This is a genomic window from Actinoplanes sp. NPDC024001 (assembly GCF_040638955.1).
Lineage (GTDB): Bacteria > Actinomycetota > Actinomycetes > Mycobacteriales > Micromonosporaceae > Actinoplanes.
The window spans coordinates 1-22,481 of the sequence record NZ_JBEZZB010000012.1 but is presented as its reverse complement, the minus strand read 5'-3'; the positions used below and the strand labels follow the sequence as shown (position 1 = coordinate 22,481).

Sequence of the window (22,481 nt, the reverse complement as noted above, 5' to 3'; positions counted from 1 at the left end):
CGTCAGCGGACCCAGTCGGCCAGGCGCTCGGCGATCTCGTACGACGGCAGCACCGCTGTGGCGCCGCCGCGCCGGGCCAACTCGCCCGGCATGCCCCAGACCACCGCGGTCTCCTCGGCCTCGGCGATGGTCCGGCCACCGCCCTCCTTGACCGCGGCCATCTCGGTGGCGCCGTCGTCGCCCATCCCGGTCAGCAGCGCGCAGACCAGCCGCTGCGGGTCGATGTAGCGGCGCGCGGACCCGACCAGCCGGTCCACGCTCGGATGCCACCGGTACTCCGCCGCGGCCGGCACCGTCTTGACGATCAGCCCCTCGGTACGCCGGGCCACCACCACGTCGGCGTTGCCCCGGCCGATGTAGATGTTGCCCCGCTGCAGGTTCATGATCCGGTCCACCTCGTGGACCCGCAGGGCGCAGATCTCGTCGAGCCGCCGGGCCAGCGCGGCGGTGAACGAGGCCGGGATGTGCTGCGCCACCACGACCGGCGCACCGAGCGACGCCGGCAGTTGCGGAAGCAGGTCGGACAGGAGCGCGGGGCCCCCGGTCGACGAGCCGATCAGGACCAGGTCCACCGCGCCGACCCGGCCGAGTTCCCGGCGCGGCGGGGCGGTGGCCGTCGCCCGCTCGGTCTGCGCCCGCAGCCGGGCGCTCAGCCCACCGGCCCGCTTCAGCCGCGCGGACGCTGCCTGGCGGACCTTGGCCACCAGCTCGGTGGAGACCTCCTCGATGTTGAGCGAGACGGTTCCGCCGGGCTTCGGCACGTAATCCACCGCGCCCAGTTGCATGGCCTCCAGCGTGACCAGTGCGTTGTGCTCGGTCAGCGAGGAGACCATGACCACCGGCGTGGGCTGCCGCTCCATGATCTGCGCCAGGCAGGTCAGCCCGTCCATCTCCGGCATGTTGACGTCGAGCGTCACCACGTCGGGCCGGACCCGGTCCAGCTGCTCGAGCGCGTCCACGCCGTTACGGGCGGTGTGCACCTCGAAGTCACCCGCGTCGGCGAGGATGCCCTTGAGCGCGCGGCGCATCAGCGCCGAGTCGTCGACTACCAGCACGGAGGTGGGGGGCACCGGGAACTCCGATCAGACGGCGGCGAGGGCCTCGTCGACGAGGGCCTCGCAGAGCTCCGCGGCCTGATCGGCCTGCTCGGCCGCGAGCAGCTGGTCCACTTGTACGAGCAGGAGCATCCGTTGCTGGTCCGGCAGGTTCGCCACCCTTGAGACGACCCGGGCCTGCTCGGCGGAGAGCTCCGGCGCCGGCTCCAGCACGTTGCGGCCGACCCGCGCCACCTCCGCCACCGAGTCGACGATGAAGCCGGTCCGTACCCCGCCGATGATCAGCACGACGATGCGCTGCCGCTCGTCCCGCTCGGTACGCCCGAGGCCCAGCCGGGTCCGCAGGTCCACCACCGGCAGCACGGTGCCGCGCAGGTTGACCAGGCCCTCCACGAAGTCGAAGGACTTCGGCACCCGGATCAGCGCCTCCGGCACCCGGATGATCTCCTGCACCGCGTCCACGTCGACGGCGTACTCCTCGTCGTCGAGGCGGAACACGACGAAGAGCTCCTCACCGCCGCGCCCGTCGTCGGCGGGATCCGTTCGTTCGTCGATCATCTCCGGCTCGTCCTCCCGGTACTCGGCGATCTCGTTGCGTACCTCCGGCGAGTCGAACATCCGGTTCACGCTCAGCACCGACACCAGCCGCTTGCCGTCCTCCAGCCGGCACACCGACTCGACCTCGGTCTTGCGGCCGTCGCCGGTGACCACGCTGGGCAGCGGGGCGACCAGTTGATGCGGCACCCGGAGCACCTCGCGCACGGTGTCCATGACCACGCCGACCACACCGCCGTCGATCGAGACGACGACGATCCGGTTCTGTGGCTCGAGCGGTGTCACCGGCAGCCCGAAGACCCGGCGCATGCTCACCACCGGCAGCAGCCGGCCGCGCAGGTCGATCACGCCGAGGACCCGGCTGCCGGCGTTGGGCACGTGGCTGACCGACTCGGGCGCCTGCACGATCTCCTGCACCTGGTCGATGGGGAGGGCGTACTCCTGACCCTCCACCGCGAAACTGACCAGCTCCAGCGTGTCGTCCAGCTCGCCCTCGCCGTCGGCCTCGGCCGCCATCCGGGTCGCCGTCGTGGTGTCGCGGTTGCCCCGCCGCTCGGTGAGCCGGGAGAACTGCGTGCCGATCAGCTGGTCCACGTCCAGCACCGTGGTCATGTCGCCGCCGTCGGACTTGATCACTCCGACCAGCACGTCGGAGCGGACCGTGGCCTGCACCGACTCGGCCGGCTCCAGGGCCTGCGGGTCGATGCTGATCACGCTGGACACCCGGTCGACGACGAAACCCAGCGGCACACCGCCGTCGACGACGATCACCCGGGTGGTCTCGTCGTGGCCGGTCTGGTCCATCGCGCAGCACCGGCGCAGGCTCACCACCGGCAGCACCCGGCCGCGCAGGTTGGCCAGGCCCTCCAGCGACGGCGGCCCGAGCGGCACCTTGACCACGGCCGGCATGCGGATGATCTCCTGCACCCGGCGCATCGGGAAGGCGTACCGCTCCCCCGCCATGTCGAAGGTGACGTAGTCCGCGTTGTCGTCGTCCGGCTCGTCCGCGGCCGGGCTCTCGTCGAGGTCCATGGCTGTCCTCCCCTTCCCGGCGGTCAGGCGGCGTTCTGCAGCTCGTCGGCGAGCGCGGCGATCTCCTCCACCGCGGCGGCGAGCTCCTCGGCGCCCTGGGCCTGTTCCCGGGCCGCGGTCGAGCACTGACCGGCCAGTTGCTCGGCCTGGTTGGCGGAGGACGCAATCTGCTCCAGTCCGACCTTCACCTCGCCGAGCACGCTCGCGATCTGCTCCGCCGACTCGCGTACCTCGTCGTTGCCGCCGCGGACCTGCTGCATGTCGCGCTCGATCTCCTCGAGCCGCGCGGTGGTGGCCTTGGCCGCATCCACCTCGGCAAGCGAGAGCCGGCTGGTCTCCTCCAAGTCGGCCCGGACCTCGACGATCCGGTCCTGCACCGACTTCACCAGGTCCTTGATCCGGTCGGCGTTGTCCGCCGAGTCGCGTGCCAGGTTGCGGATGTCGGTGGAGACGACGGCGAAGCCCTTGCCGAACTCACCGGCCCGGGCCGACTCGACCGAGCCGTTGACCGCGAGCATGTTGGTCTGGATCGAGACGTTCGCGATGGCGTCCACGATCTTGTCGATCCGCCGGGAGATCTGCTCCAGCTCGGTGACCTTGCGGACGTTCTCGATGCCCTCACGCGCGGCCGTGGCGATCGCCTGGATCATCGAGTCGACGGCTTCCTTGTTGGTCCCGAGCAGTTCCAGGATCACGTCGGCCCGCTCCACCGCGGAGCTTCCCCGGCTCGCCGACAGCTGCGCGCCCTGCTCGATCTGATTGACCGCCTCCGCGGTCTGCTGGCCCTTCTCCGCCGCCGTACGCGCGCCCGTGTTGATCTCGTTGATCGCGACGTTGATCTGGGTCGCCGCCCGGTTGATCTCCTCCACCGCGGCCGAGAGCTCCTCGGCCGCCGAAGCCACCTCCTCCGCGCTCTTCGCGATGTCCGTGCTGCTCCGCAGCGTCTCGGCGACCTCGGCCAGCGACTCCGCGGCCTGCTCGCTCTGCCGCAGCGCCTGGGTCTGCTGGCCGACCGTCTGCAACGACTCCTCGCAGGCCGCGGACTGCTGCTCAGCCGCCGCGGCGATCTCCTCGGACCGCTGCTTGGCACCGGCTGCGGCCCGCTTCGCCTGCTCCGCCGAAGCCGCCATCTCCATGGCGCCGGCCATGATGGTGCCCATGTCGGCTCGGATGGTCTCCAGCTGCGAGGTGATCGTCTTGCCCTTCTCCACCTCGCCCCGGGCCGTCTCGGCCGAGGTCTGCACAGCACCGGCGATGTCGGTGACGCTGTTGCGCACCTCGTCGATCAGGTCCCGGATCTGCCGGGCGCTGCGCTCGCTGGTCTCGGCGAGGGTCCGCACCTCGTCGGCGACCACCGCGAAGCCTTTGCCGTGCTGGCGGGCTCGGGCCGCCTCGATCGCGGCATTCAGGGCCAGCAGGTTGGTCTGGTCGGCGATGTGCGCGACCGTCTTGACGATCTCGCCGATCTCGTCGGCCTGTTTCTCCAGCTCAGTGATGGTGGCCACCGAGTTGGTCTGCCGGGTGGACGCGCTGTCGACGTTGGCGAGCAGGTTGCTGATCCCGTTGCGGGTCTCGTTCAGCAGGTTCTGCAGGGCCTGGCTGAGGTCGGCCACCTGGCGGGTGGTGTCCTGCTGGCGGCTGACCCGTTCCTCCACCTGGTTCATCGCGGCCAGGCTCTGCTGAGTGGCGCCCGAGGCCTGCTCAGCACCAGCGGCGATCTGCTGCATCGAATCAGTGAGCTGCCGCGATGCCTCGGCCGCCTCGGCGTTCTGCGCCGAGATCTCGGCGGTGGCGGTGGCGATCCGCTCGGCCGCCTGCTGCTGTTTCGCCACCGATCGTGCCTGTCTGCGTGTGGCGTCCGAGTCCGGCCCTCGCGCCGGGCGCGCTGCTGCGGCGGCCGGGCGAGCCGTCCGGGAACCGTCGGTGGCACGCCCGCTAGTGGTACTGGTCAGGGGCATGGGTGATCTCCCATCTGATTCCGGGATCCGGCGCACGCGGGTGCGCATCAGGTCACCGTGAGCGGGAAACGCGCCGTCCGGCCGTGCCGGAGTTCGTAGGTCGGCGAGCTCCCCTCGACCAGGCAAATCCTGGCATCGACCGCAGCACGACGAGGCGATATCCAGTCATACCGATGCAGCCGGAGGTGCACCCGCCCGAGATTGGCCGGCCACCCACCCGCGCCCCACGGCCCCCGGCTTCGCCGGTCCGGCACGTCGGCTAACGTCCCAGGTCCGGGTGGCGCGACCGGCGCCGCCACGTCGACGGCGGGGAGCCGATGCGGGCATTGATTCAGACGGTCAGCCGGGCCAGCGTGCGGGTGGACGACGACGTCGTCGGCGAGATCAAGGACGGCTTGCTCGTCCTGGTGGGCGTGACCCACGACGACACCCCGGCGAAAGCGGCCGAGCTGGCCCGCAAGACGTGGGAGCTGCGCATCCTCGACGAGGAACGGTCGGCCTCCGACGAGGACGCACCGGTGCTGGTGGTCAGCCAGTTCACCCTGTACGGCGACGCCCGCAAGGGCCGCCGTCCCACCTGGAACGCCGCCGCCCCGGCCGAGGTCGCGGAACCGTTGGTGACCGCCTTCGTGGAGGCACTGCGGGCCCGGGGAGCGACCGTGGCGACCGGTCGCTTCCGGGCCCACATGCTGGTCGAAAGCGTCAATGTCGGACCGCGGACGGTCCTCTTGGAACTCTAGAAGAACATCCCCCGGCGCTGAGCCGACTGCCGCAGCCACTGGTCCAGCCGGGCGGTCCAGTCGACCTGGTCCACGGTGGCGTAGTCCACGTCGAAGCTGCCGAACGCGTCATGGCCCTCGGTGAACAGCCCACCGCGCTTGTCCAGCTCCAGCACCACCTGCAGCTTGCGCGGCGTGGGCAGGAAGGTCAGCTCCAGCTGGTTGATGCCGCTCGCGAACTGCGCCGGCGGGTAGAACTCGATCTCCTGATAGAACGGCAGCTCCTGCTCGACGCCGTAGACCCGGCCCTTCTCGACGTCGGCCTTGCTGAACCGGAAGCCGAGCCGCAGCAGGGCCTCCAGGATCCGCTCCTGGGCCGGCAGCGGGTGCACCGACACCGCGTCCAGGTCGGACTTGTCGACCGCGCGGGCCACCTCCAGCTCGGTGCTCAGGCCCATCGTCATGCCGTGCAGGTGCTGGCCGTTCACCACGGTGATCGGCGTCTGCCACGGCACGTCGAAACGGAACGGCACGTCGTGCCGAACACCCGGCTCCAGCCGGAACGAGCCGGTCAGGCGCTGCCGGTGGAACTCCTGGTTCGTCTGGTACTCGCTGTCCCCGCTCTCCACCTCGACCCGGGTGGTCAGGCCGATCGCCAGGTACTCGATGTCGACGGCGTGGTCGCCGCCGACGATGTGCACCTGGCCCTCCAGGAAACCGCCCGGGTACGTGTTCGGGTTCGCCAGGACGGTGTCCACCGACGGGCCACCCACACCGAGCGCCTGCATCATGCGTTTGAAGACCACGAGACCAATCCCTTCCTCGGGAAAGCACATTATCGAGGTGTCACAACCGCGGAGAGTGATCAAGCGTCCGGGTTGTCGACTTGGCGACGTCAGGGTTCTCCCCGATTCATGCCACCTGGACGCTGGCCTCACCTCCGCTTAACGCGCCGCGGACCAAGCTAGCCATCACCGGCACGGATGCGGCTGGTACGCACGAGACGTTATCGCGGGGAGGGGACTCAAAGTGGTCCTGAACATGAAGGCGTCGGAGTCCAAGGTCGTCGTCGAGGACAGCATGCCCGACGAAGTCGAGACGCTCGCCGACCTGGACGCCACTGACGAGCGGGGCGTCTCCGCCGACCTGGTCCGTGCCTATCTCAACGGTATCGGCCGGACCCGCCTGCTCACGGCGGTCGAGGAGGTCACCCTCTCGAAGCGCATCGAGGCCGGGCTGTACGCGGAGGAGAAGCTCCCGACCGCCGGCGCCGACCTCGCGCCCCTGCTCCACATCATCGTCGCCGAGGGCAAGGCCGCGAAGAATCACCTGCTCGAGGCCAACCTGCGCCTCGTGGTGAGCATCGCGAAGCGCTACACCGGCCGCGGCATGGCGTTCCTGGACCTGATCCAGGAGGGCAACCTCGGCCTGATCCGCGCGGTCGAGAAGTTCGACTACACCAAGGGCTACAAGTTCTCGACGTACGCCACCTGGTGGATCCGGCAGGCCATCACCCGCGCCATGGCCGACCAGGCCCGCACCATCCGCATCCCGGTGCACATGGTCGAGCAGGTCAACCGCATGGTGCGCAGCCGCCGCGACCTGGCCGCCACGCTCGGCCGGGAGCCCAGCATCGCCGAGATCGCCAAGGCGATGGACGTGCCCGAGTTCCAGGTCATCGAGCTGATCTCCTACGACCGGGAGCCGGTCAGCCTGGACCAGGCGGTCGGCGAGGACGGCGAGAGCGCCCTCGGTGACTTCGTCGCCGCGGTCGACCCGAACCAGCCCGGCGAGGGCACCGGCCAGGGCGAGCTGCGCAGCGAGGTCGAGATCGTGCTGGCCACCCTCTCCGAGCGGGAGTCCGCGGTGATCCGCCTCCGCTTCGGCCTCGACGACGGCCGGCAGCGCACGCTGGACGAGGTGGGCCGCGAGTTCGGCCTCAGCCGCGAGCGCATCCGCCAGATCGAGAAGGTCACGATGCTCAAGCTGCGCGACCCCGAGCGGGCCTCCCGCCTCGAGGCGTACGCGGTCTGATCCTTGCGGTTGCGCGGCGTCACACGCTGCGCAACCTCCGTGGGCCGGTGTCCGGACGGACACCGGCGTCGCCGAACTCGACCGCCGCGTGCAGCACCGTGAACCCGTCCGGGCGCGCCAGCACCGGGTTCAGGGTGAGCGAGCGGACCCGCGGGTGCTCGTCGGCCAGCCGGCCCACCCGCAGCAGCAGATCGATCAGCGCGGCCCGGTCCACCGGCGTGGACCCGCGGTAACCGTGCAGCAGCGGCGCCGCCCGCGGCTCGTCGACCAGCGCCTCGGCGGCCCGGTCGGTCAGCGGCGCGGCCCGCCAGGCCAGGTCGCCGAGCAGTTCGCTGGCCACGCCGCCCAGCCCGAACCCGACGACCGGGCCGAACGCCGGATCCTCCACGACCTCGACGGTGCACGCCACACCGGGCGGCACCATGGTCTGCACCAGCACCTCCGGGCCGAAGGCGGCGGACAGTTCGCCGTACGCGTCTCGTACGCCATGCTCGTCGGCAAGCGCGAGGCGCACCGCGCCGAGATCGATCCGGTGGCGCAAGGCGCCGCCGGCTGCCTTGAGCGCGACGGGATAGCCCAGCTCAGCCGCCGCAGCGACCGCGGCGTCGGCGGACGCCGCCAGGGTCGAGGGCACCACCGGGATGCCGTAGGCGGCCAGCAGCTGCTCGGCGGTCTCCGCCGTGTCCGCGGCGGCCGCGTCGATGCCGGACAGCTCCGGCATGACGCCGGGCGGGCGGCGCAGCCAGTCGGCGTAATTGACCACCCGGGCCAGCGCCCGCACCGACTCCTCCACCGACGGATAGACCGGGACCCGGGCCGGCACCCGGCCGAACACCAGCGTGGCCACCGTCGGCTTCTCCCCGGCCAGCGCGACACTCGCCAGCGCCGAGGCGAAATCGGCGTCCTCCTCGGAGAGCTGCCCGGGCACCGGCGGGGCGCAGACCGCGATCAGCGCGTCCACTCCGTCGTCCACCGCCGCGTCGGCCAGCGCGTCGGCGAGATCGTGCGCGGTGGCCGCCGGACCCGCGTCGCGGGGGTAACCCTCGGCCACCACCAGCCCGGCGGCGCGGCAGGCGCCCACGGCCAGCTCGGCCAGCGCGGACGAGTTGCCCACCACGGCCACCCGGCGCCCGGCCGGCAGCGGCTGATGGGCCAGCAGCATGCCGACGTCGAAGAGCTCCTGCACGGTGTCCACCCGGATGACGCCGGAGCGGGCGAAGAGCGCGGTGACCGCGTTCGCGTCCGGGCCGGGCAGATCACCGGCCAGTCCCGGCGGCCGGGTCGCCGAGGCGACCGCCACCACCGGCTTGATCCGGCTCATCCGGCGGGCCAGCCGGGCGAACTTGCGCGGGTTGCCGAAGGTCTCCAGATAGAGCAGGACGACGTCGGTGCCGGGGTCGTCCTGCCAGTACTGCAGCAGGTCGTTGCCGGAGACGTCGGCCCGGTTGCCGGCCGACACGAAACTGGACAGGCCCAGACCCCGGCGGTCCGCCTCGGCCAGCAGCGCCACGCCGAGCGCGCCGCTCTGGCTGAAGAAGCCCACCCGGCCGGCGGTGGGCAGGCGCGGCGAGAGGGTGGCGTTCAGGCGGACCCCGGCGTCGGTGTTCGCGATCCCGAAACTGCCCGGGCCGACCACCCGCAGACCGACCGCGCGGGCCCGCTCGATCAGGCCGCGCTGCTGCGCGGCGCCCTCGCGGCCGCTCTCGGCGAATCCGGTCGAGACCACCACGACGCCGCCGGCCCCGGCCCGGGCGGCGTCCGCCTCGGCCTCCGGGACGGCCTCCGCCGGCACAGCGATCAGCGCGAGGTCGATCGGGACGCCGGCTGCAGAGGCCGTCGGGTACGCGGGGAGCCCGGCGACCCGGTCGGCCGTGGGGTGCACCGGCACGATCGAGCCGGTGAAGCCGCCGTCGCGCAGATTGCCCAGCATCGCCGCGCCGATGCCGTGGCCGGTCGCGCTCGCGCCGTAGATGGCGATGCCGCGCGGTGCGAGCAGGCGGGCGATCGAGCGGGCCTCGGTCAGATGCTCGCGGGACTCCTGGACCTCGCGGGACTTCTCGGTCGGCGCGATCGGGAAACTCAGGTGCACGACGCCGTCGGCGTAGCGGCGCTGCACCTGATAACCGGTGTCGCCGAAGACGCGCAGCATGCCGCTGTTCTCCGGCAGCACCTCGGCGACGAAACGGGTGATGCCGTTCTCCCGGGCCGCGTCGGCGAGATGCTCCAGCAGCACCGAACCGATGCCCCGGCCCTGCAGCGCGTCCTCGACCACGAAGGCGACCTCGGCCTCCGGGGAGTCGGGGCCGAGACGTTCGTAGCGGCCGACCGAGGTGATCCTGCCGTCGGAGACGGTGACGAACGCCTCCCGGTCGCGATGGTCCACGTTGACGAACCGGTGCAGGTCGCGTTCCGGGATCCGCGGGTAGGGCGAGAAGTAGCGCAGGTAGCGGGTGCGGTCGCTCATCCGCGAGTGGAAGTCCACGATGGCCGGCGCGTCCTCGGGACGGATCTGCCGCAGGTGCGCGGCGGAACCGTCGGCCAGCAGGACGTCAGCGCTGCGCTCCATCGCCTCAGTCCCGGGGGTCGTGCGGGTCGAGGCCGTGCAGCGGGAACACCGCCGTACGGGTGGCGAGGATCGCCCGGTCGATCGGATCCGTGGTGCCCGGCGACCACTGCTGCGTCTGCGGTGGGGTGCCGTCGGTCATCGTCTCCGGAACCTTCGCGTCCGGGCGCCGCTCGGCGGCGAGCGCACGCCAGCCCGGCGGGGTGCGGGTCTCGGGCGCCAGCGGTTCCCCGGTCGCCACGGCGAGCAGATGCGTCCAGGCCCGGGGCACCACCTCGACCAGGGCGTAACCGCCGCCGCCGGTGGCCACCCAGCGCCCGTCGCAGACCTCGTCGGCCAGCTCACGGATCGCGATGTACGCCGCGCGCTGCCCGTCGACCGAGAGCCGCAGATCGGCCAGCGGATCGAGGTGGTGGGCGTCGGCGCCGCACTGGCTGATGATGATCTCGGGGGCGAAGGCCCGGACCACCGACGGGACGACCGCGTGGAAGGCGCGCAGCCAGCCGGCGTCGTCGGTGTTCGGCGGCAGCGGCACGTTCACCGCGGTGCCCTCCGCGTTCGGGCCGCCCACCTCGTCGGCGAACCCGGTCCCCGGGAAGAGCGCCAGCGGCGTCTCGTGCAGGCTCACCGTGAGCACCCGCGGGTCGTCGTAGAACGCGCACTGCACGCCGTCGCCGTGGTGCACGTCGATGTCGAGATAGGCCACCCGCTGGGCGCCCTGCTCCAGCAGCCAGGCGATCGCCACCGCCGGATCGTTGTAGACACAGAACCCGGCGGCCCGCGCCGGCATGGCGTGATGCAGCCCACCGGACACGTTCACGGCGCGGCGGGCCGACCCCTGCCAGACCGCCTGCGCCGCGGCGAGCGTGGCGCCGCAGATCCGCGCCGCCGAGTCGTGCATGCCGTCGAAGACCGGATTGTCCGGAGTGTTCAGACCCCAGCCGGTGAAGAACGGATCGATCGGCGCCAGACGGACCGCGTCCAGGTAGTCGGGACGGTGCACCCGGGTGAGATCCGTTTCACTCGCCGGCCGTGGCGTGATCATCTGAACGCCCGGACGATCGAGCACGCCGAGCTCACGCGCCAGCGCCATGGTCAGCTCCACCCGCACCGGATCCAGCGGATGATCACCCATGTCGTAGTCGAGAAGAGCGCTGTCCCACACCACTGCCGTCGCGTCATCGGCCATGCTCGACATGCTGCCATGCGTCGCCCTCCCCCGGCCGAAGTCCATGGTCGGGTAAGGTTCCTTGGCACTTGCTCGGGGCGGATGTCAACCCCCCGCCGCGCGGTATTATCGCTGCTGGGAGGACCGCATCGTGAATGATCTCGTCGATACCACTGAGATGTATCTGAAGACCATCCTCGAGCTCGAGGAGGAGGGCGTTCCGGCCCTCCGCGCCCGGATCGCCGAGCGCCTGCACCAGAGCGGTCCCACGGTCAGTCAGACCGTCGCCCGGATGGAGCGTGACGGGCTCCTCACCGTCGAGGGTGACCGTCACCTGGTCCTGACCGAGCTAGGCCGCAACACCGCGGTCGGCGTCATGCGCAAGCACCGGCTGGCCGAGCTGCTGCTGGTCAACGTCATCGGCATGCCCTACGAGGAGGCCCACGAGGAGGCCTGCCGCTGGGAGCACGTGATGAGCGACGCGGTGGAGAAGCGGGTGTACGAGCTGCTCAACAAGCCGACCCGCTCGCCGTACGGGAACCCGATCCCCGGGCTGGAGCAGCTCGGCGCGACCGACGACAGCACCGAGACCGCCGACAACGGGGAGCGCAACCTGGTCTTCCCCGGCCTGAGCGGCGACGTGGTGGTCCGGCGGATCTGCGAGAGCGTGCAGACCAACGCCGACGTGCTGCGGCAGCTGCACGCCGCCGGGATCGACCCGGGCACCACGGTGACCGTGGCGCAGGAGCGGGACGGGGTGACCATAGACCGGTCCGGCGACAAGATCCGCCTGCCGCGTGAGGTGGCGTCCCGGGTGTTCGTCGCGGCTCGCTAGCCGTTCGTGGTGTCCATGGCCTTGGCCAGCTCGAAAAGCTTCGCGTTCATGGCTTTGACGGCGTCGGCCCGGGCACCTTTGGCGAAGGTGAAGCGCAGCGTCTGCAGCTGCTTCGCCTCACTGAGCCAGCCGATCTCGACGGTCGGCCCGTGCTCGCCCGTCGCCTTGGAGTTCAGCCGGTAGGCGGCCCTGCCCAGACCCTTGAGCTTGGTCGCCTTCGCCGGCATGCGCTCGGCGACGAACAGCGCGGGGTCCGCCTTCGTCGTCTCGACCACGGAGAGCGACAGGTCGGGCCACGGCTCGTTGACGTTCTGCACAACGCAGGTGGACGTGTCGTCGATCTGGTCGGAGGCGGCCACCGAGAACCGGATGCCGACCTTCTCCTCGATGAAGTCCCAGTCCCAGAGGATGCAGGCGCCGCCCGCCGAGGCGGCCGGGGGCTCGACGACCTTCACCGGAGGCACCGGCGGGCTCGACTCGGCCGGCTTGCTGCAGCCCGGCACGGCCAGCAGCGCGGCCGCGGCGGCCAGCATGGCGAAACGCGTACGCACTCGTGATCCTCCTGGGTGACCGGGCACACCGTACTGGCCGGAGGGCGCGAGCGAAAGATGTCTGCTTCGACTACCGTGCGTATGGGACTTGACGGGGCGCGTCAAGTGGCGGAAGGATGTGAGCGTGGGTGGGAGTGGTGAGTTGAGGGAGCAGCTGGTCCGGCTGCTCGACCAGCGCCTGCTCGACCCGCTCGAGATCCTGCTCGACGACGACCGTGCCGTCGGGGCGGTCCGCGAGCAGCTGCGGCAACGGGCCGCCGACTGGGCCGACACGATTGAGAACGGGAGCGAGCCGGCCGCCGTCCACACGATCGCCCGGCTGATCGGCACCCTCTATCCCGACGATCACGCGTTCGCCCCGCCGGTCGACTGGTGGCGCGCGCCGCTCGGGCAGGCCGTGGTCCGCCGCGTCGGCCATCCCTTCACCGAGTCGGTCTCGCTGGCGACGGCCGGAGCGATGCTCGGCATCAGCCGGCAGGGCGTGCACGACCTGGTGCGCCGGGGCCGGCTGCCCCGCCACGAGGACGGTGGCGTGCCGGTCGCCGCCATCCGCGACCGACTCTTGCGTCAAGCGACGGCTGAGGAGCCCACATGATCAACGACCGTCTCGTCGACGCCGGCGACCTGCCGCTCGCCGTCCGCGACTTCGGCGGCAACGAGCCGCCGCTGATCCTCCTGCACGGCGCCGGCGGCAACCTGGCCCACATGACGACGCTGGCGCGCGCCCTGCGACCACGCCACCGGGTCATCACCGTCGACCTGCGCGGCCACGGCCGTTCCGGCGAGGGCGACTGGACGTGGGACGCCGCACTCGGCGACCTGGCCTCGGTCTGCGTGCAGCTCGAGCTGGACCGGCCCGCGGTGGTCGGGCACTCCCTCGGCGGCATGCTGGCCGCCCTGTGGGGTCAGCGCCACCCCGAGTCGCCCGGCGTGATCAGCCTCGACGGCAACCCGCCGCCCACCCGCCCCGAGCACCTGCCCGGCCTCGACCCGGAGAAAGCCGAGACCGAGTTGGCCCGGCTGCACGCCGTCTTCGACGCCATGGAGGCCGCGGCGGGCCAGGTCATCGAGGCCACCAAGCTGCCCGACCTGGTGGAGCGCCAGCAGATGGCGGCCCGCGACATGGGCGCCAACGAGAAGGTGTGGATCGAGGGCTTCCGGCGCAACCTGGTCCACGAGAGGGGCGAGACCTCGATCCGCCCGTCAGCCGGGACGACAGCCCAGCTGCGAGCCCTGATGAACAGCCTCGACCTGGCGCCGGTCTATGCCGCGACCAGCTGTCCCGAGCTGGTGGTCCTACCCACCCGGAATCTGCCGGAGCAGGAGCCGTTCGCTGAGCTTTATGAGGCGCATCGTCGCTTCCTGGTGCAGCAGGCCCGGTCGGTGCCGCACTTGCGTTACCTGGCGTTGGAGGATGCCTCGCATGCGATGGTGATCGAGCAGCCGACCCTGCTGGCCTCAGTGATCGGCGACTTCCTGGCCGAGCATCGGTAATCGCACGCCGAGCGGTCCTCGCCGGGCTGGTCACGGTCGGGTCGACCGCTATGGCTGCGGCGGGGCATTTGCTTGTCGGCGAATGTGGAACCCGCCTGGCTGACCGTCAGCGTCGTCTCGGCCCAGCCGAAACAACTCTCAGGCGCAGCCGGGCGGGCGGCCGGCGGTCAGCGTCGTCTCGGCCGGGCCGAGGCAACTCTCAGGCGCAGCCGGGGCGGGCGGCCGGCGGTCAGCGTCGTCTCGGCCCAGCCGAGGCAACTCTCAGGCACAGCCGGGGCGGGCGGCCGGCGGTCAGCGTCGTCTCGGCCCAGCCGAGACAACTCTCAGGCACAGCCGGGGCGGGCGGCCGGCGGTCAGCGTCGTCTCGGCCCAGCCGAGACAACTCTCAGGCGCAGCCGGGCGGCGCGGCTAACGATCAGCGTCGGATCGGCCCGGCCGAAGCAACTCCTAAGTGCAGCCCGGCGGGCCAGCTGACGGTAAGTGCCGGTTCGGGCCGGCCGAGACAACCCTCAGGCACAGCCGCACGAACCGGCTGACGATCGATGCCGTCTCAGGCCGGCCGAAACAACTCCCAGGCACAGCCGCGTGGACCAGCTGACCGTCAGCGTCGATTCGGGCCGGCCGAAGCAAGCCCCAGGCACAGCCGGGCAGGCGGCTGGCGGCTGGCGGCTGGCGGCTGGCGGCTGGCGGCTGGCGGCTGGCGGCTGGCGGCTGGCGGCTGGCGGCTGGCGGCTGGCGGCTGGCGGTCAGTGTCGTCTCGGCCCGGCCGAGGCAACTCTCAGGCGCAGCCGGGCGGGGCGGCTGACGCTCAGCGTCGAATCGGCCCGGCCGAAGCAACCCCCAGGCGCAGCCGCGCGGGCCAGCTGACGATCAGCGTCGGATCGGCCCGGCCGAAACGACCGTCAGGCGCAGCCGGGCGAACCGGCAGAGGGTCAGCGTCGAAGTCGCGCCGACCGCAGCAACCCTCAAGCGCGGCCGCGTGGGCCGGCTGACGATCAGCGCCGAATAGGCACGGCCGAAACGACCCTCAGGCACAGCCGGGCGAACCGGCAGACGATCAGTGCCGGATCGGGGCGGCCGAAGCAACCCTCAAGCGCGGCCGCGTGGGCCGGCTGACGATCAGCGCCGAATAGGGGCGGCCGAGGGCGACTCTTGGGTGCGGCTGGAGTGACTGGCTGGCTGCGGGGGCTCTCGGTGCGCGCTTGAGCAGCACTGAGGGGCCCGCTGACCGAGGTCGGCGCTAGTCGGTTTGCGAACGCGAGCGGACACTTTCTGGCGCACATTGCGCGGCTGACAGGGGGAAGCCAGGGAAGTCGACACGGTGCGCGCATCGGCGGCGGTGGTGGCTGTGGCGGCGGCAGTGGCGGCGGTGGCGGTAGCGGCGGGGGCGGCGGCGGTGTTGGCGGTGAGGGCGGCGGCGGTGTTGGCGGTGGGGGCGACGGCGGTGGTGTTGGTGGCGGTGCAAGCGGTGGCGGCGGTGGGGCGGTGTACTGGGATGGGTTAGCGGGAGGGGGACGGTAGGGGCTTTGCGGCGTGGGAGGCGGCGAGGCCGATGGTGAGGGCGGCCAGGACGCAGAGGATGGAGTTGAGGACGCCGTAGTGTTCGGCGGCGAAACCGATCAGTGGGGGGCCCGCGAGGAAGGCGCCGTAGCCGACGGAGCCGGCTACGGAGACGCGGATGGCGGCTCGGGCCGGGTCGTCGGCGGCGGAGCTCATGCCGATGGGGAAACCGAGGGAGGCGCCCACGCCCCAGAGGAGGGCGCCGAGCAGGGCCACCGGGACGGTGTCGCCAAAGACGACCAGCAGGAGGCCGGCGGCGGCGGTGGCGGCGGTCAGGCGCAGGACCAGGACGCGGCCCCAGCGTTCGATGGCGTGGCCGCCGACCAGCCGGGCCAGGGTCATCGCGGTGACGAAGACGCCGAAACCGATCGCGCCGATGGTTTCGCTCGTGCCGTAACCGTCCACCAGGCTGATGGCCAGCCAGTCGTTCGCGGTGCCCTCGGTGAAGCCGAAACCGAGCATGATCAGGCCGATCAGGAGGGTGCGGGGTTCGCGCCAGGCCTGGCCGATGGTCATGGCGGGGCGCTCACCCGGCTCCAGAGCCACGTGCGGCAGGAAGCCACGTACGACGAAGATCATGACGACTGCGGTGAGGGCGGCGGAAAGGTAGAGCTGGGCCGAGAGGGGCAGGCCGGTGGCGGCTGCCGCGGCGCCGCAGGCGGCGCCGGAGACGGTGCCGAGGCTGAAGCCGGCATGAAAGCGGGGCATCAGGGTGCGGCCCAGGCGGCGCTCCACGTCGGCGCCCTCGACGTTCATGGCGACGTCCCACGTGCTGGTCGCCACGCCGGCGAAGAGCAGACCGGCGCCGGCCAGCAGAGGCTCGCCGGCGAGGACTCCGGTGGCCAGCACGACCATGCCGAACACCAGCGAGAGACAGCTGAACAGGACCGTGCGGGACGGGCCCAGGCGCTGCACGATCGGGCCGGCCAGCGGGATCGCGGCGACCGCCGACGCGGACATACAGAGCAGCAGCAGGCCGAAACCGGCGGCGGAGACCTCCAGAGCCTCCCGGGCGGCGGGTGCGCGGGAGAGCCAGCCGGCGTACGCGAAGCCGTTCATCGCGAAAGCGACGCCGACGGCGATCTTGGCGGAGTTCAGGCGTGATCGGTCGACGTCGAGGGAGGCCACCGCCTCAACTTACACGTTAAAGCAGTACCGGTCACCGGGCGCCGACCGGCCACATCCGACAATGGGGACCGGCGGCATCGCGTGTCCGCGACCGGAGAGGAGAGCGAGATGGGCCGGCCCGAGGATCTACAGGCGGAGGCGCGCTCGGTGCTCGCGCTGCTGGAGCCCCTGGGTTCACTGACCCCGACGGGCAGCTATGTCTCGGGGCTCATGGTCTGGCGCGACCTCGACGTGATGCTGCTCGGTGGCCCCGACTTCACGCCGGACGACGTGGTGGCGCTGCTCGGCCGCGCACTGACGATCCCCGGCGTGACCGGCTTCGCCTACGCGGACGAGCGCGGCTCCCGGTCCCCCACCGGGGAGAAACGGGACGAGCGGTACCACGTGACGCTCACCCTCGACGAGTGGCGCGTCGACCTGTCGATCTGGCTCTACGACGACCACGCCAACGTCAGCGAGTGGCACCGGGAACTCGCCGGACGTCTGACCGACGAGGAACGGCAGGCGATCCTGGCCATCAAGACCGTGTGGCACCAGCGCCCGGAGTACCCGGACGAGGTCGGCGGCATCGACATCTACACGGCGGTGCTGGAGCACGGCGTACGGACAGCGGTGGAGTTCGGGGTCTGGCTGCGCGAGTCGCGCTGAAACGGGCGACCGCCCGGACCCTGGAAGGGGCCGGGCGGTCGCCTTTCGTTCGGATCAGCTGCAGCCGGAGGTCGAGCCGCAGCCCTCGCAGACGTAGCAGCTGCCGGCGCGGCGCATCTTGGTGCCGCAGGTGAAGCAGAGCGGCGCGTCGGCGGACTGGCCGGTGACGATCTCCAGCAGCTCGGTGGAGGAACCCGCCGGGGACGGGGCCTCCCGCTCCTGGACGATCGGCGCCTTCTCCTCAGCCGGCGCGCTCGCCGCCCCGACCGGAGCGGAGACCGGTGCGGACGCGGCCATGCCGGCCAGATCCACCGCCGCGGCCTCGGCGGCCGCTTCGGCCTGCGCCTGGGCGGTACGCTCCTTCGCGGTGAAGATGCCCAGCTCGGAGCGCGTGTCGTAGGGCAGGAAGTCCAGCGCCAGGCGACGGAAGATGTAGTCCATCACCGAGGACGCCATGCGCACGTCCGGGTCGTCGGTCATGCCGGCCGGCTCGAAACGCATGTTGGTGAACTTGCTGACGAACGTCTCCAGCGGGACGCCGTACTGAAGGCCTATCGAGATCGCCACCGAGAAGGCGTCCATGACGCCGGCCAGGGTGGAGCCCTGCTTCGACATCTTCAGGAAGACCTCGCCGAGGCCGTCGTCCGGGTAGGACGACGCGGTGAGGTAACCCTCGGCGCCACCGACCGAGAAGGACACCGTCTCCGACGGGCGCTTCTTCGGCAGGCGCTTGCGGATCGGCCGGTACTCGATGACCTTCTCGACGACCGGCTCCGGTGCCTTCTCGGCGACCTCGGTGGAGGGCTTCTCCTTCTTGGCGGCCGAGAGCGGCTGACCGACCTTGCAGTTGTCGCGGTAGATCGCGAGCGCTTTCAGGCCGAGCTTCCAGCCCTGGTAGTGGATCTCCTCGATCTCCTCGACGGTCGCCGTCTCGGGCATGTTGACCGTCTTCGAGATGGCACCCGAGATGAACGGCTGCACCGCGGCCATCATCCGGACGTGGCCGATCGGCGCGATGGCCCGCTCGCCCATGGCGCAGTCGAAGACCGCGTAGTGCTCGGGCTTCAGGCCGGGGGCGTCGATCACGTTGCCGTACTCGGAGATGTGCTCGACGATCGCCTCGACCTGCTCCTCGGGGTAGCCGAGGCTGCGCAGCGCGCGCGGAACCGTCTGGTTGACGATCTGCATGGAGCCGCCGCCGACCAGCTTCTTGAACTTGACCAGAGCCAGGTCAGGCTCGATGCCGGTGGTGTCGCAGTCCATCATCAGGCCGATGGTGCCGGTCGGGGCGAGCACCGACGCCTGCGCGTTGCGCCAGCCGTTCTTCGCACCGATCTTGTTGCCGCTCTGCCACTGCCGGGTCGCCTCTTTGACGATCTCGGTGGCGACGGCGCCCTGGGGACGGATCTCGTCGTTCGCGGCGGCGTGCTTGCGCATGACCCGCTGGTGCGCCTCGGCGTTGCGGGCGTAGCCCTCGTACGCGCCGACGACGCCGGCCAGCTCGGCCGAGCGCCGGTACGCCGTACCGGTCATCAGCGAGGTGATGGCGGCGGCCACGCCGCGGCCGGCCTCCGAGTCGTACGGCAGGCCCGACGCCATCAGCAGGGCGCCGATGTTCGCGTACCCGATGCCGAGCTGGCGGTAGGCGCGGGTGGTGACCCCGATCTTCTCGGTCGGGAAGTCGGCGAAGCAGATCGAGATGTCCATCGCGGTGATGATGAACTCGACGCTCTTGACGAACTTCTCCACCTCGAAGCCGCCGTCGGCCTTGAGGAACTTCATCAGGTTCAGCGAGGCCAGGTTGCAGGACGAGTCGTCCAGCGACATGTACTCCGAGCACGGGTTGGACGCGGTGATCCGGCCGGTCTCGGGGTTGGTGTGCCAGTCGTTGATGGTGTCGTCGTACTGCAGGCCGGGGTCGGCGCACTCCCACGCGGCAGTGGCGATGTCACGGAACAGCTTCTTGGCGTCGATGGTCGCGATGACCTCGCCGTTGAGCCGGCCACGGAGACCGAACTCGGTGCCCGCCTCGTACGCCTGCATGAACTCGTCACTGACCCGCACCGAGTTGTTGGCGTTCTGGTACTGCACCGAGACGATGTCGGCGCCGCCCAGGTCCATGTCGAATCCGGCGTCCCGCAGCGCGCGGATCTTGTTCTCCTCGCGCGCCTTGGTCCAGACGAACTCCTCGATGTCCGGGTGGTCGACGTCGAGGATGACCATCTTCGCGGCACGCCGGGTGGCGCCGCCGGACTTGATGGTGCCCGCGCTGGCGTCGGCGCCGCGCATGAAGCTGACCGGGCCGCTGGCCGTGCCACCGGAGGTGAGCAGCTCCTTCGAGGACCGGATCCGGGACAGGTTGACACCCGAGCCGGAGCCGCCCTTGAAGATCAGGCCCTCTTCCTTGTACCAGTCGAGGATCGAGTCCATCGAGTCGTCGACCGAGAGGATGAAGCAGGCGCTGACCTGCTGCGGCGACTTGGTGCCGACGTTGAACCAGACCGGCGAGTTGAAGCTGAACACCTGGTGCAGCAGCATCCAGGTCAGCTCGTGGTCGAACAGCTCGGCGTCGGCCGGGGAGGCGAAGTAGCCGTGCTCCTCGCCCGCCTTGCGGTACGTCTTGACCACGCGGTCGATGAGCTGCTTGAGCGACCACTCACGCTCCGGGGTCCCCACCGCACCCCGGAAGTACTTGGTCGTGACGATGTTCGCCGCGTTCACGCTCCAGAACGCCGGGTACTCCACGCCGCGCTGCTCGAAGTTGATCGAGCCGTCACGCCAGTTGGTCATGACGACGTCGCGGCGTTCCCACTCCACCTCGTCGTACGGGTGGACACCCTCGGTCGTCCACACCCGTTCCACACGCAGCCCCCCGGCCGCCGCGCCGTTGCCGCCGCTGGTCCGGCTGCGCTGGCGACCTGCAGTGATGCCGTCTCCGGCCATATGAACGTGCTCCCCCTCGTAGTACCCAGCTTGATTACGGCAGTACTCAGCCGTTGAGCTTTGGTGCGCGACCGCTGGACCGCGGCGCGACGGCGTGTCGCGTCCCGGGTTCCCGCACGACCGCCGCGTCGCGCAGTGCCGCGATCTCCTTCTCGAATTCGTCGAGAGAGTCGAACGACTTGTAGACACTGGCGAACCGGAGATATGCCACCTGGTCCAGCTCACGCAACGGCGTGAGAATCGCCAGGCCCACCTCGTGACTGGGGATCTCGGCGGCGCCCCGGGCCCGGACGGTCTCCTCCACCCGCTGCGCGAGCAGCGCGATCGAGTCCTCGTCGACGGGACGGCCCTGACAGGCCTTCCGGACGCCACTCATGATCTTGGTCCGGCTGAAGGGCTCGGTGACGCCACTGCGCTTGACCACGGCGAGAACCGCCTCCTCGACCGTGGTGAACCGCTTGCCGCACTCGGGGCATGCCCGCCGGCGACGAATCAGCTGACCGTCGTCGGCCTCGCGGGAGTCGACCACGCGCGAATCGGCGTGACGACAGTACGGGCAACGCACCGCGACCCCTTCCGGACACCCGCTCCACGGAATCCGGACATGCAGAAGCGCAGCTTCGCCATGGTCACGACCATCGCGCCGCTGTGGACGACATGTGGATAACCGGGGAGAGGGAAACCCAACCTGTGGATGACTTACATCCGTGTAACCACTAGATGTTGGGGTAGACGCTATGCCCCGGCGGACGCCGACGCAAGTTCAGCGGCGTGCCGACGCGCCGTATTTTGCGCCTCACCACCAGGGGTGATGTCACGATCACGCGGAGCGCCCGCAAACGAGGCTCGACGCGCCGATCGGCGACCACTTCAGGACAATCGTCAGCCCTGAGAGGCGGTCGTGAACAACACGACACTCGCGAGCGCCGACATCATGAAGAACAGACTGAGCAACACGACCCGGCCCCGGCGGGTGAGCCGCAGCGGCGGTTCGGCGTGTCGCGCACCACTGGTCACCATGACGGTCATCCCCCTTCTCGGACACCCGTTCGATAGAACGCCCGTACGACGGTCTATCAGAACACAGGTACGGAAGTCGAGCACTTGAGAGCGACACGCCGGAAGAATGTCGTACAGATGTTTGAATATGTCGCACTCGCCTATTAGGTTTTCCGTCAAGAGGGGTCAGCCGGACAAACGCCATCCCCACGGCGTCGGTCCGGCTCCGCGACGCAGCACGTGCCGGCAAGGCACTGGCCGACAGGGAGGGCGGACGTGTCGACCGACGACCGGACTAGCCGACAGCAACAGACCGGGAAACCCGAGGCGGTCGGCGCCTCGGCGGCCATGCGGCGCCGCACCCCCAGCCGCTCCCGCGGTGCGGACGCGCCACAGCTGCGCTCGGTGACACCGGTCGGCCACCTGCCGGAGGCGGTCGCCACCGACCTCACCGCCCGGCAGCGCCGGATCCTCGAGTTCATCCGCGACTGGGTGGAGCGGTACGGATACCCGCCCAGCGTCCGGGAGATCGGCGAGGCGGTCGGACTGGTCTCGCCCTCCAGCGTGGCGTACCAGTTGAAGGCCCTGGAGACCAAGGGCTACCTGCGCCGCGACCCGAACCGGCCGCGTGCCGTGGACGTCCGGGCGCCCGGTGACCTGGTCGACGACGAGGCGATGCGGGCGGCCCGGCCGCAGCCGGCCTACGTGCCGCTGGTCGGCCGGATCGCCGCCGGCGGGCCGATCCTGGCCGAGCAGGCCGTGGAGGACTTCTTCCCGCTGCCCCGCGAGCTGGTCGGCGAGGGCGAGGTCTTCATGCTCGAGGTCAAGGGCGACTCGATGATCGACGCGGCGATCTGCAACGGCGACTGGGTGGTGGTGCGCCAGCAGCCGAACGCCGAGGCCGGGGACATCGTCGCGGCCATGATCGACGGCGAGGCGACCGTGAAGAGCTACCGCCAGCGCGACGGGCACGTCTGGCTCATGCCGGCCAACCCGGCCTTCGACCCGATCCCCGGCGACGACGCGACGATCATGGGACGGGTGGTGGCGGTCCTCCGCCGCGTCTGAGCATCCGGCTACGAAAAAGGTCGGCCCCGTGGGAGGGGCCGACCTTTTCTCGATGAGGAACTAGCGCGGTCGCCCGCCGCCGTAGGCGCCCGGCGGGCGCTGCGGACCGCGGCCCTGCTGCGGGCCGCCACCACCCTGGCCGCCGTAGACGCCGCCACCGCCGGCGCCACC

Annotated in this window: 18 protein-coding genes; 7 read left to right on the top strand and 11 right to left on the bottom strand. The window is 70.9% G+C overall.

Going from position 1 to position 22,481, the window contains the following annotated elements; translation table 11 throughout:
- Positions 1 to 2: 2 nt before the first annotated feature.
- Genes cheB through AB0F81_RS06960 form a run of 3 tightly spaced genes read right to left on the bottom strand, consistent with a single transcriptional unit; the run spans position 3 to position 4,474 of the window.
- Positions 3 to 1,070 (bottom strand): chemotaxis-specific protein-glutamate methyltransferase CheB, encoded by a 1,068-nt coding sequence (gene cheB, locus AB0F81_RS06970; RefSeq protein WP_360192221.1) that lies wholly within the window; start codon positions 1,068 to 1,070, stop codon positions 3 to 5.
- A 12-nt stretch (positions 1,071 to 1,082) separates the two neighbouring features.
- Positions 1,083 to 2,642, bottom strand: a complete 1,560-nt coding sequence (locus AB0F81_RS06965) for a chemotaxis protein CheW (protein WP_360192218.1) — start codon at positions 2,640 to 2,642, stop codon at positions 1,083 to 1,085.
- A gap of 23 nt (positions 2,643 to 2,665) precedes the next feature.
- A complete protein-coding gene (locus AB0F81_RS06960; protein WP_360192216.1) occupies positions 2,666 to 4,474 on the bottom strand; it encodes a methyl-accepting chemotaxis protein in 1,809 nt (602 codons plus the stop codon).
- Positions 4,475 to 4,917: 443 nt separating this feature from the next.
- Between AB0F81_RS06960 and dtd the strand changes: the two genes are divergently transcribed.
- Positions 4,918 to 5,340: a D-aminoacyl-tRNA deacylase gene (gene dtd / locus AB0F81_RS06955; protein ID WP_360192214.1), complete on the top strand. Its 423-nt coding sequence runs from the start codon at positions 4,918 to 4,920 to the stop codon at positions 5,338 to 5,340.
- Here dtd and AB0F81_RS06950 read toward each other — a convergent pair.
- Positions 5,337 to 6,125, bottom strand: a complete 789-nt coding sequence (locus tag AB0F81_RS06950; RefSeq protein ID WP_360192211.1) for a sporulation protein — start codon at positions 6,123 to 6,125, stop codon at positions 5,337 to 5,339. The genes dtd and AB0F81_RS06950 overlap by 4 nt on opposite strands.
- Positions 6,126 to 6,360: 235 nt before the next feature.
- Between AB0F81_RS06950 and sigB the strand changes: the two genes are divergently transcribed.
- Entirely contained in the window at positions 6,361 to 7,353 is a 993-nt protein-coding gene (gene sigB / locus AB0F81_RS06945; RefSeq protein ID WP_360192208.1) for an RNA polymerase sigma factor SigB, read from the top strand.
- 19 nt (positions 7,354 to 7,372) lie between these two features.
- Here sigB and AB0F81_RS06940 read toward each other — a convergent pair whose 3' ends face one another.
- Both AB0F81_RS06940 and AB0F81_RS06935 read right to left on the bottom strand, forming a co-directional pair.
- The gene (locus AB0F81_RS06940; RefSeq protein ID WP_360192206.1) at positions 7,373 to 9,919 is read right to left on the bottom strand and encodes a GNAT family N-acetyltransferase; all 2,547 of its coding nucleotides are present in this window, start codon (positions 9,917 to 9,919) and stop codon (positions 7,373 to 7,375) included.
- A gap of 4 nt (positions 9,920 to 9,923) precedes the next feature.
- Entirely contained in the window at positions 9,924 to 11,105 is a 1,182-nt protein-coding gene (locus tag AB0F81_RS06935; RefSeq protein ID WP_360192203.1) for an acetoin utilization protein AcuC, read from the bottom strand.
- 127 nt (positions 11,106 to 11,232) lie between these two features.
- On the opposite strand from AB0F81_RS06935, the gene AB0F81_RS06930 reads away from it, so the two are divergent.
- Positions 11,233 to 11,919, top strand: a complete 687-nt coding sequence (locus AB0F81_RS06930; protein WP_360192417.1) for a metal-dependent transcriptional regulator — start codon at positions 11,233 to 11,235, stop codon at positions 11,917 to 11,919.
- Here the strand turns inward: AB0F81_RS06930 and AB0F81_RS06925 are convergent.
- A complete protein-coding gene (locus AB0F81_RS06925) occupies positions 11,916 to 12,470 on the bottom strand; it encodes a hypothetical protein (RefSeq protein WP_360192200.1) in 555 nt (184 codons plus the stop codon). The two genes, AB0F81_RS06930 and AB0F81_RS06925, sit on opposite strands and share 4 nt — an antisense overlap.
- A gap of 124 nt (positions 12,471 to 12,594) precedes the next feature.
- Here AB0F81_RS06925 and AB0F81_RS06920 point away from each other — a divergent pair, with 124 nt between their 5' ends.
- Together AB0F81_RS06920 and AB0F81_RS06915 are read left to right on the top strand one after the other, a co-directional pair.
- Positions 12,595 to 13,065 carry a hypothetical protein gene (locus AB0F81_RS06920; RefSeq protein ID WP_360192198.1) on the top strand — a complete coding sequence of 157 codons (471 nt, stop codon included), beginning with the start codon at positions 12,595 to 12,597 and terminating at the stop codon, positions 13,063 to 13,065.
- Positions 13,062 to 13,964 carry an alpha/beta hydrolase gene (locus tag AB0F81_RS06915; protein ID WP_360192195.1) on the top strand — a complete coding sequence of 301 codons (903 nt, stop codon included), beginning with the start codon at positions 13,062 to 13,064 and terminating at the stop codon, positions 13,962 to 13,964. Before AB0F81_RS06920 ends, AB0F81_RS06915 begins: the two co-directional genes overlap by 4 nt.
- A gap of 1,500 nt (positions 13,965 to 15,464) precedes the next feature.
- Here the strand turns inward: AB0F81_RS06915 and AB0F81_RS06910 are convergent.
- On the bottom strand, positions 15,465 to 16,652 hold the full coding sequence (locus AB0F81_RS06910) for an MFS transporter (RefSeq protein ID WP_360192192.1): 1,188 nt from the start codon (positions 16,650 to 16,652) through the stop codon (positions 15,465 to 15,467).
- A gap of 108 nt (positions 16,653 to 16,760) precedes the next feature.
- On the opposite strand from AB0F81_RS06910, the gene AB0F81_RS06905 reads away from it, so the two are divergent.
- Entirely contained in the window at positions 16,761 to 17,300 is a 540-nt protein-coding gene (locus tag AB0F81_RS06905; protein ID WP_360192190.1) for a hypothetical protein, read from the top strand.
- Positions 17,301 to 17,354: 54 nt separating this feature from the next.
- Here the strand turns inward: AB0F81_RS06905 and AB0F81_RS06900 are convergent, their stop codons facing one another.
- The 3 genes from AB0F81_RS06900 to AB0F81_RS06890 form a co-directional block, all read right to left on the bottom strand.
- Positions 17,355 to 20,243, bottom strand: a complete 2,889-nt coding sequence (locus AB0F81_RS06900) for a vitamin B12-dependent ribonucleotide reductase (RefSeq protein ID WP_360192188.1) — start codon at positions 20,241 to 20,243, stop codon at positions 17,355 to 17,357.
- A 46-nt stretch (positions 20,244 to 20,289) separates the two neighbouring features.
- Positions 20,290 to 20,808 carry a transcriptional regulator NrdR gene (nrdR, locus tag AB0F81_RS06895; protein ID WP_360192186.1) on the bottom strand — a complete coding sequence of 173 codons (519 nt, stop codon included), beginning with the start codon at positions 20,806 to 20,808 and terminating at the stop codon, positions 20,290 to 20,292.
- A 317-nt stretch (positions 20,809 to 21,125) separates the two neighbouring features.
- Complete coding sequence (locus tag AB0F81_RS06890) at positions 21,126 to 21,272, bottom strand: hypothetical protein (protein ID WP_360192183.1); 147 nt, start codon at positions 21,270 to 21,272, stop codon at positions 21,126 to 21,128.
- A 318-nt stretch (positions 21,273 to 21,590) separates the two neighbouring features.
- Here AB0F81_RS06890 and lexA point away from each other — a divergent pair, with 318 nt between their 5' ends.
- Entirely contained in the window at positions 21,591 to 22,310 is a 720-nt protein-coding gene (gene lexA / locus AB0F81_RS06885; RefSeq protein WP_360192414.1) for a transcriptional repressor LexA, read from the top strand.
- Positions 22,311 to 22,481 lie beyond the last annotated feature (171 nt).

What these genes read in the sequence shown, in the direction of transcription:
- AB0F81_RS06965 (WP_360192218.1), bottom strand. Translation starts at nt 2,642, where the DNA reads ATGGACCTCGACGAGAGCCCGGCCGCGGACGAGCCGGACGACGACAAC.
- dtd (WP_360192214.1), top strand. Translation starts at nt 4,918, where the DNA reads ATGCGGGCATTGATTCAGACGGTCAGCCGGGCCAGCGTGCGGGTGGAC.
- sigB (WP_360192208.1), top strand. Translation starts at nt 6,361, where the DNA reads ATGAAGGCGTCGGAGTCCAAGGTCGTCGTCGAGGACAGCATGCCCGAC.
- AB0F81_RS06940 (WP_360192206.1), bottom strand. Translation starts at nt 9,919, where the DNA reads ATGGAGCGCAGCGCTGACGTCCTGCTGGCCGACGGTTCCGCCGCGCAC.
- AB0F81_RS06935 (WP_360192203.1), bottom strand. Translation starts at nt 11,105, where the DNA reads ATGGCCGATGACGCGACGGCAGTGGTGTGGGACAGCGCTCTTCTCGAC.
- AB0F81_RS06915 (WP_360192195.1), top strand. Translation starts at nt 13,062, where the DNA reads ATGATCAACGACCGTCTCGTCGACGCCGGCGACCTGCCGCTCGCCGTC.
- AB0F81_RS06905 (WP_360192190.1), top strand. Translation starts at nt 16,761, where the DNA reads ATGGGCCGGCCCGAGGATCTACAGGCGGAGGCGCGCTCGGTGCTCGCG.
- AB0F81_RS06900 (WP_360192188.1), bottom strand. Translation starts at nt 20,243, where the DNA reads ATGGCCGGAGACGGCATCACTGCAGGTCGCCAGCGCAGCCGGACCAGC.
- AB0F81_RS06890 (WP_360192183.1), bottom strand. Translation starts at nt 21,272, where the DNA reads ATGACCGTCATGGTGACCAGTGGTGCGCGACACGCCGAACCGCCGCTG.
- lexA (WP_360192414.1), top strand. Translation starts at nt 21,591, where the DNA reads ATGCGGCGCCGCACCCCCAGCCGCTCCCGCGGTGCGGACGCGCCACAG.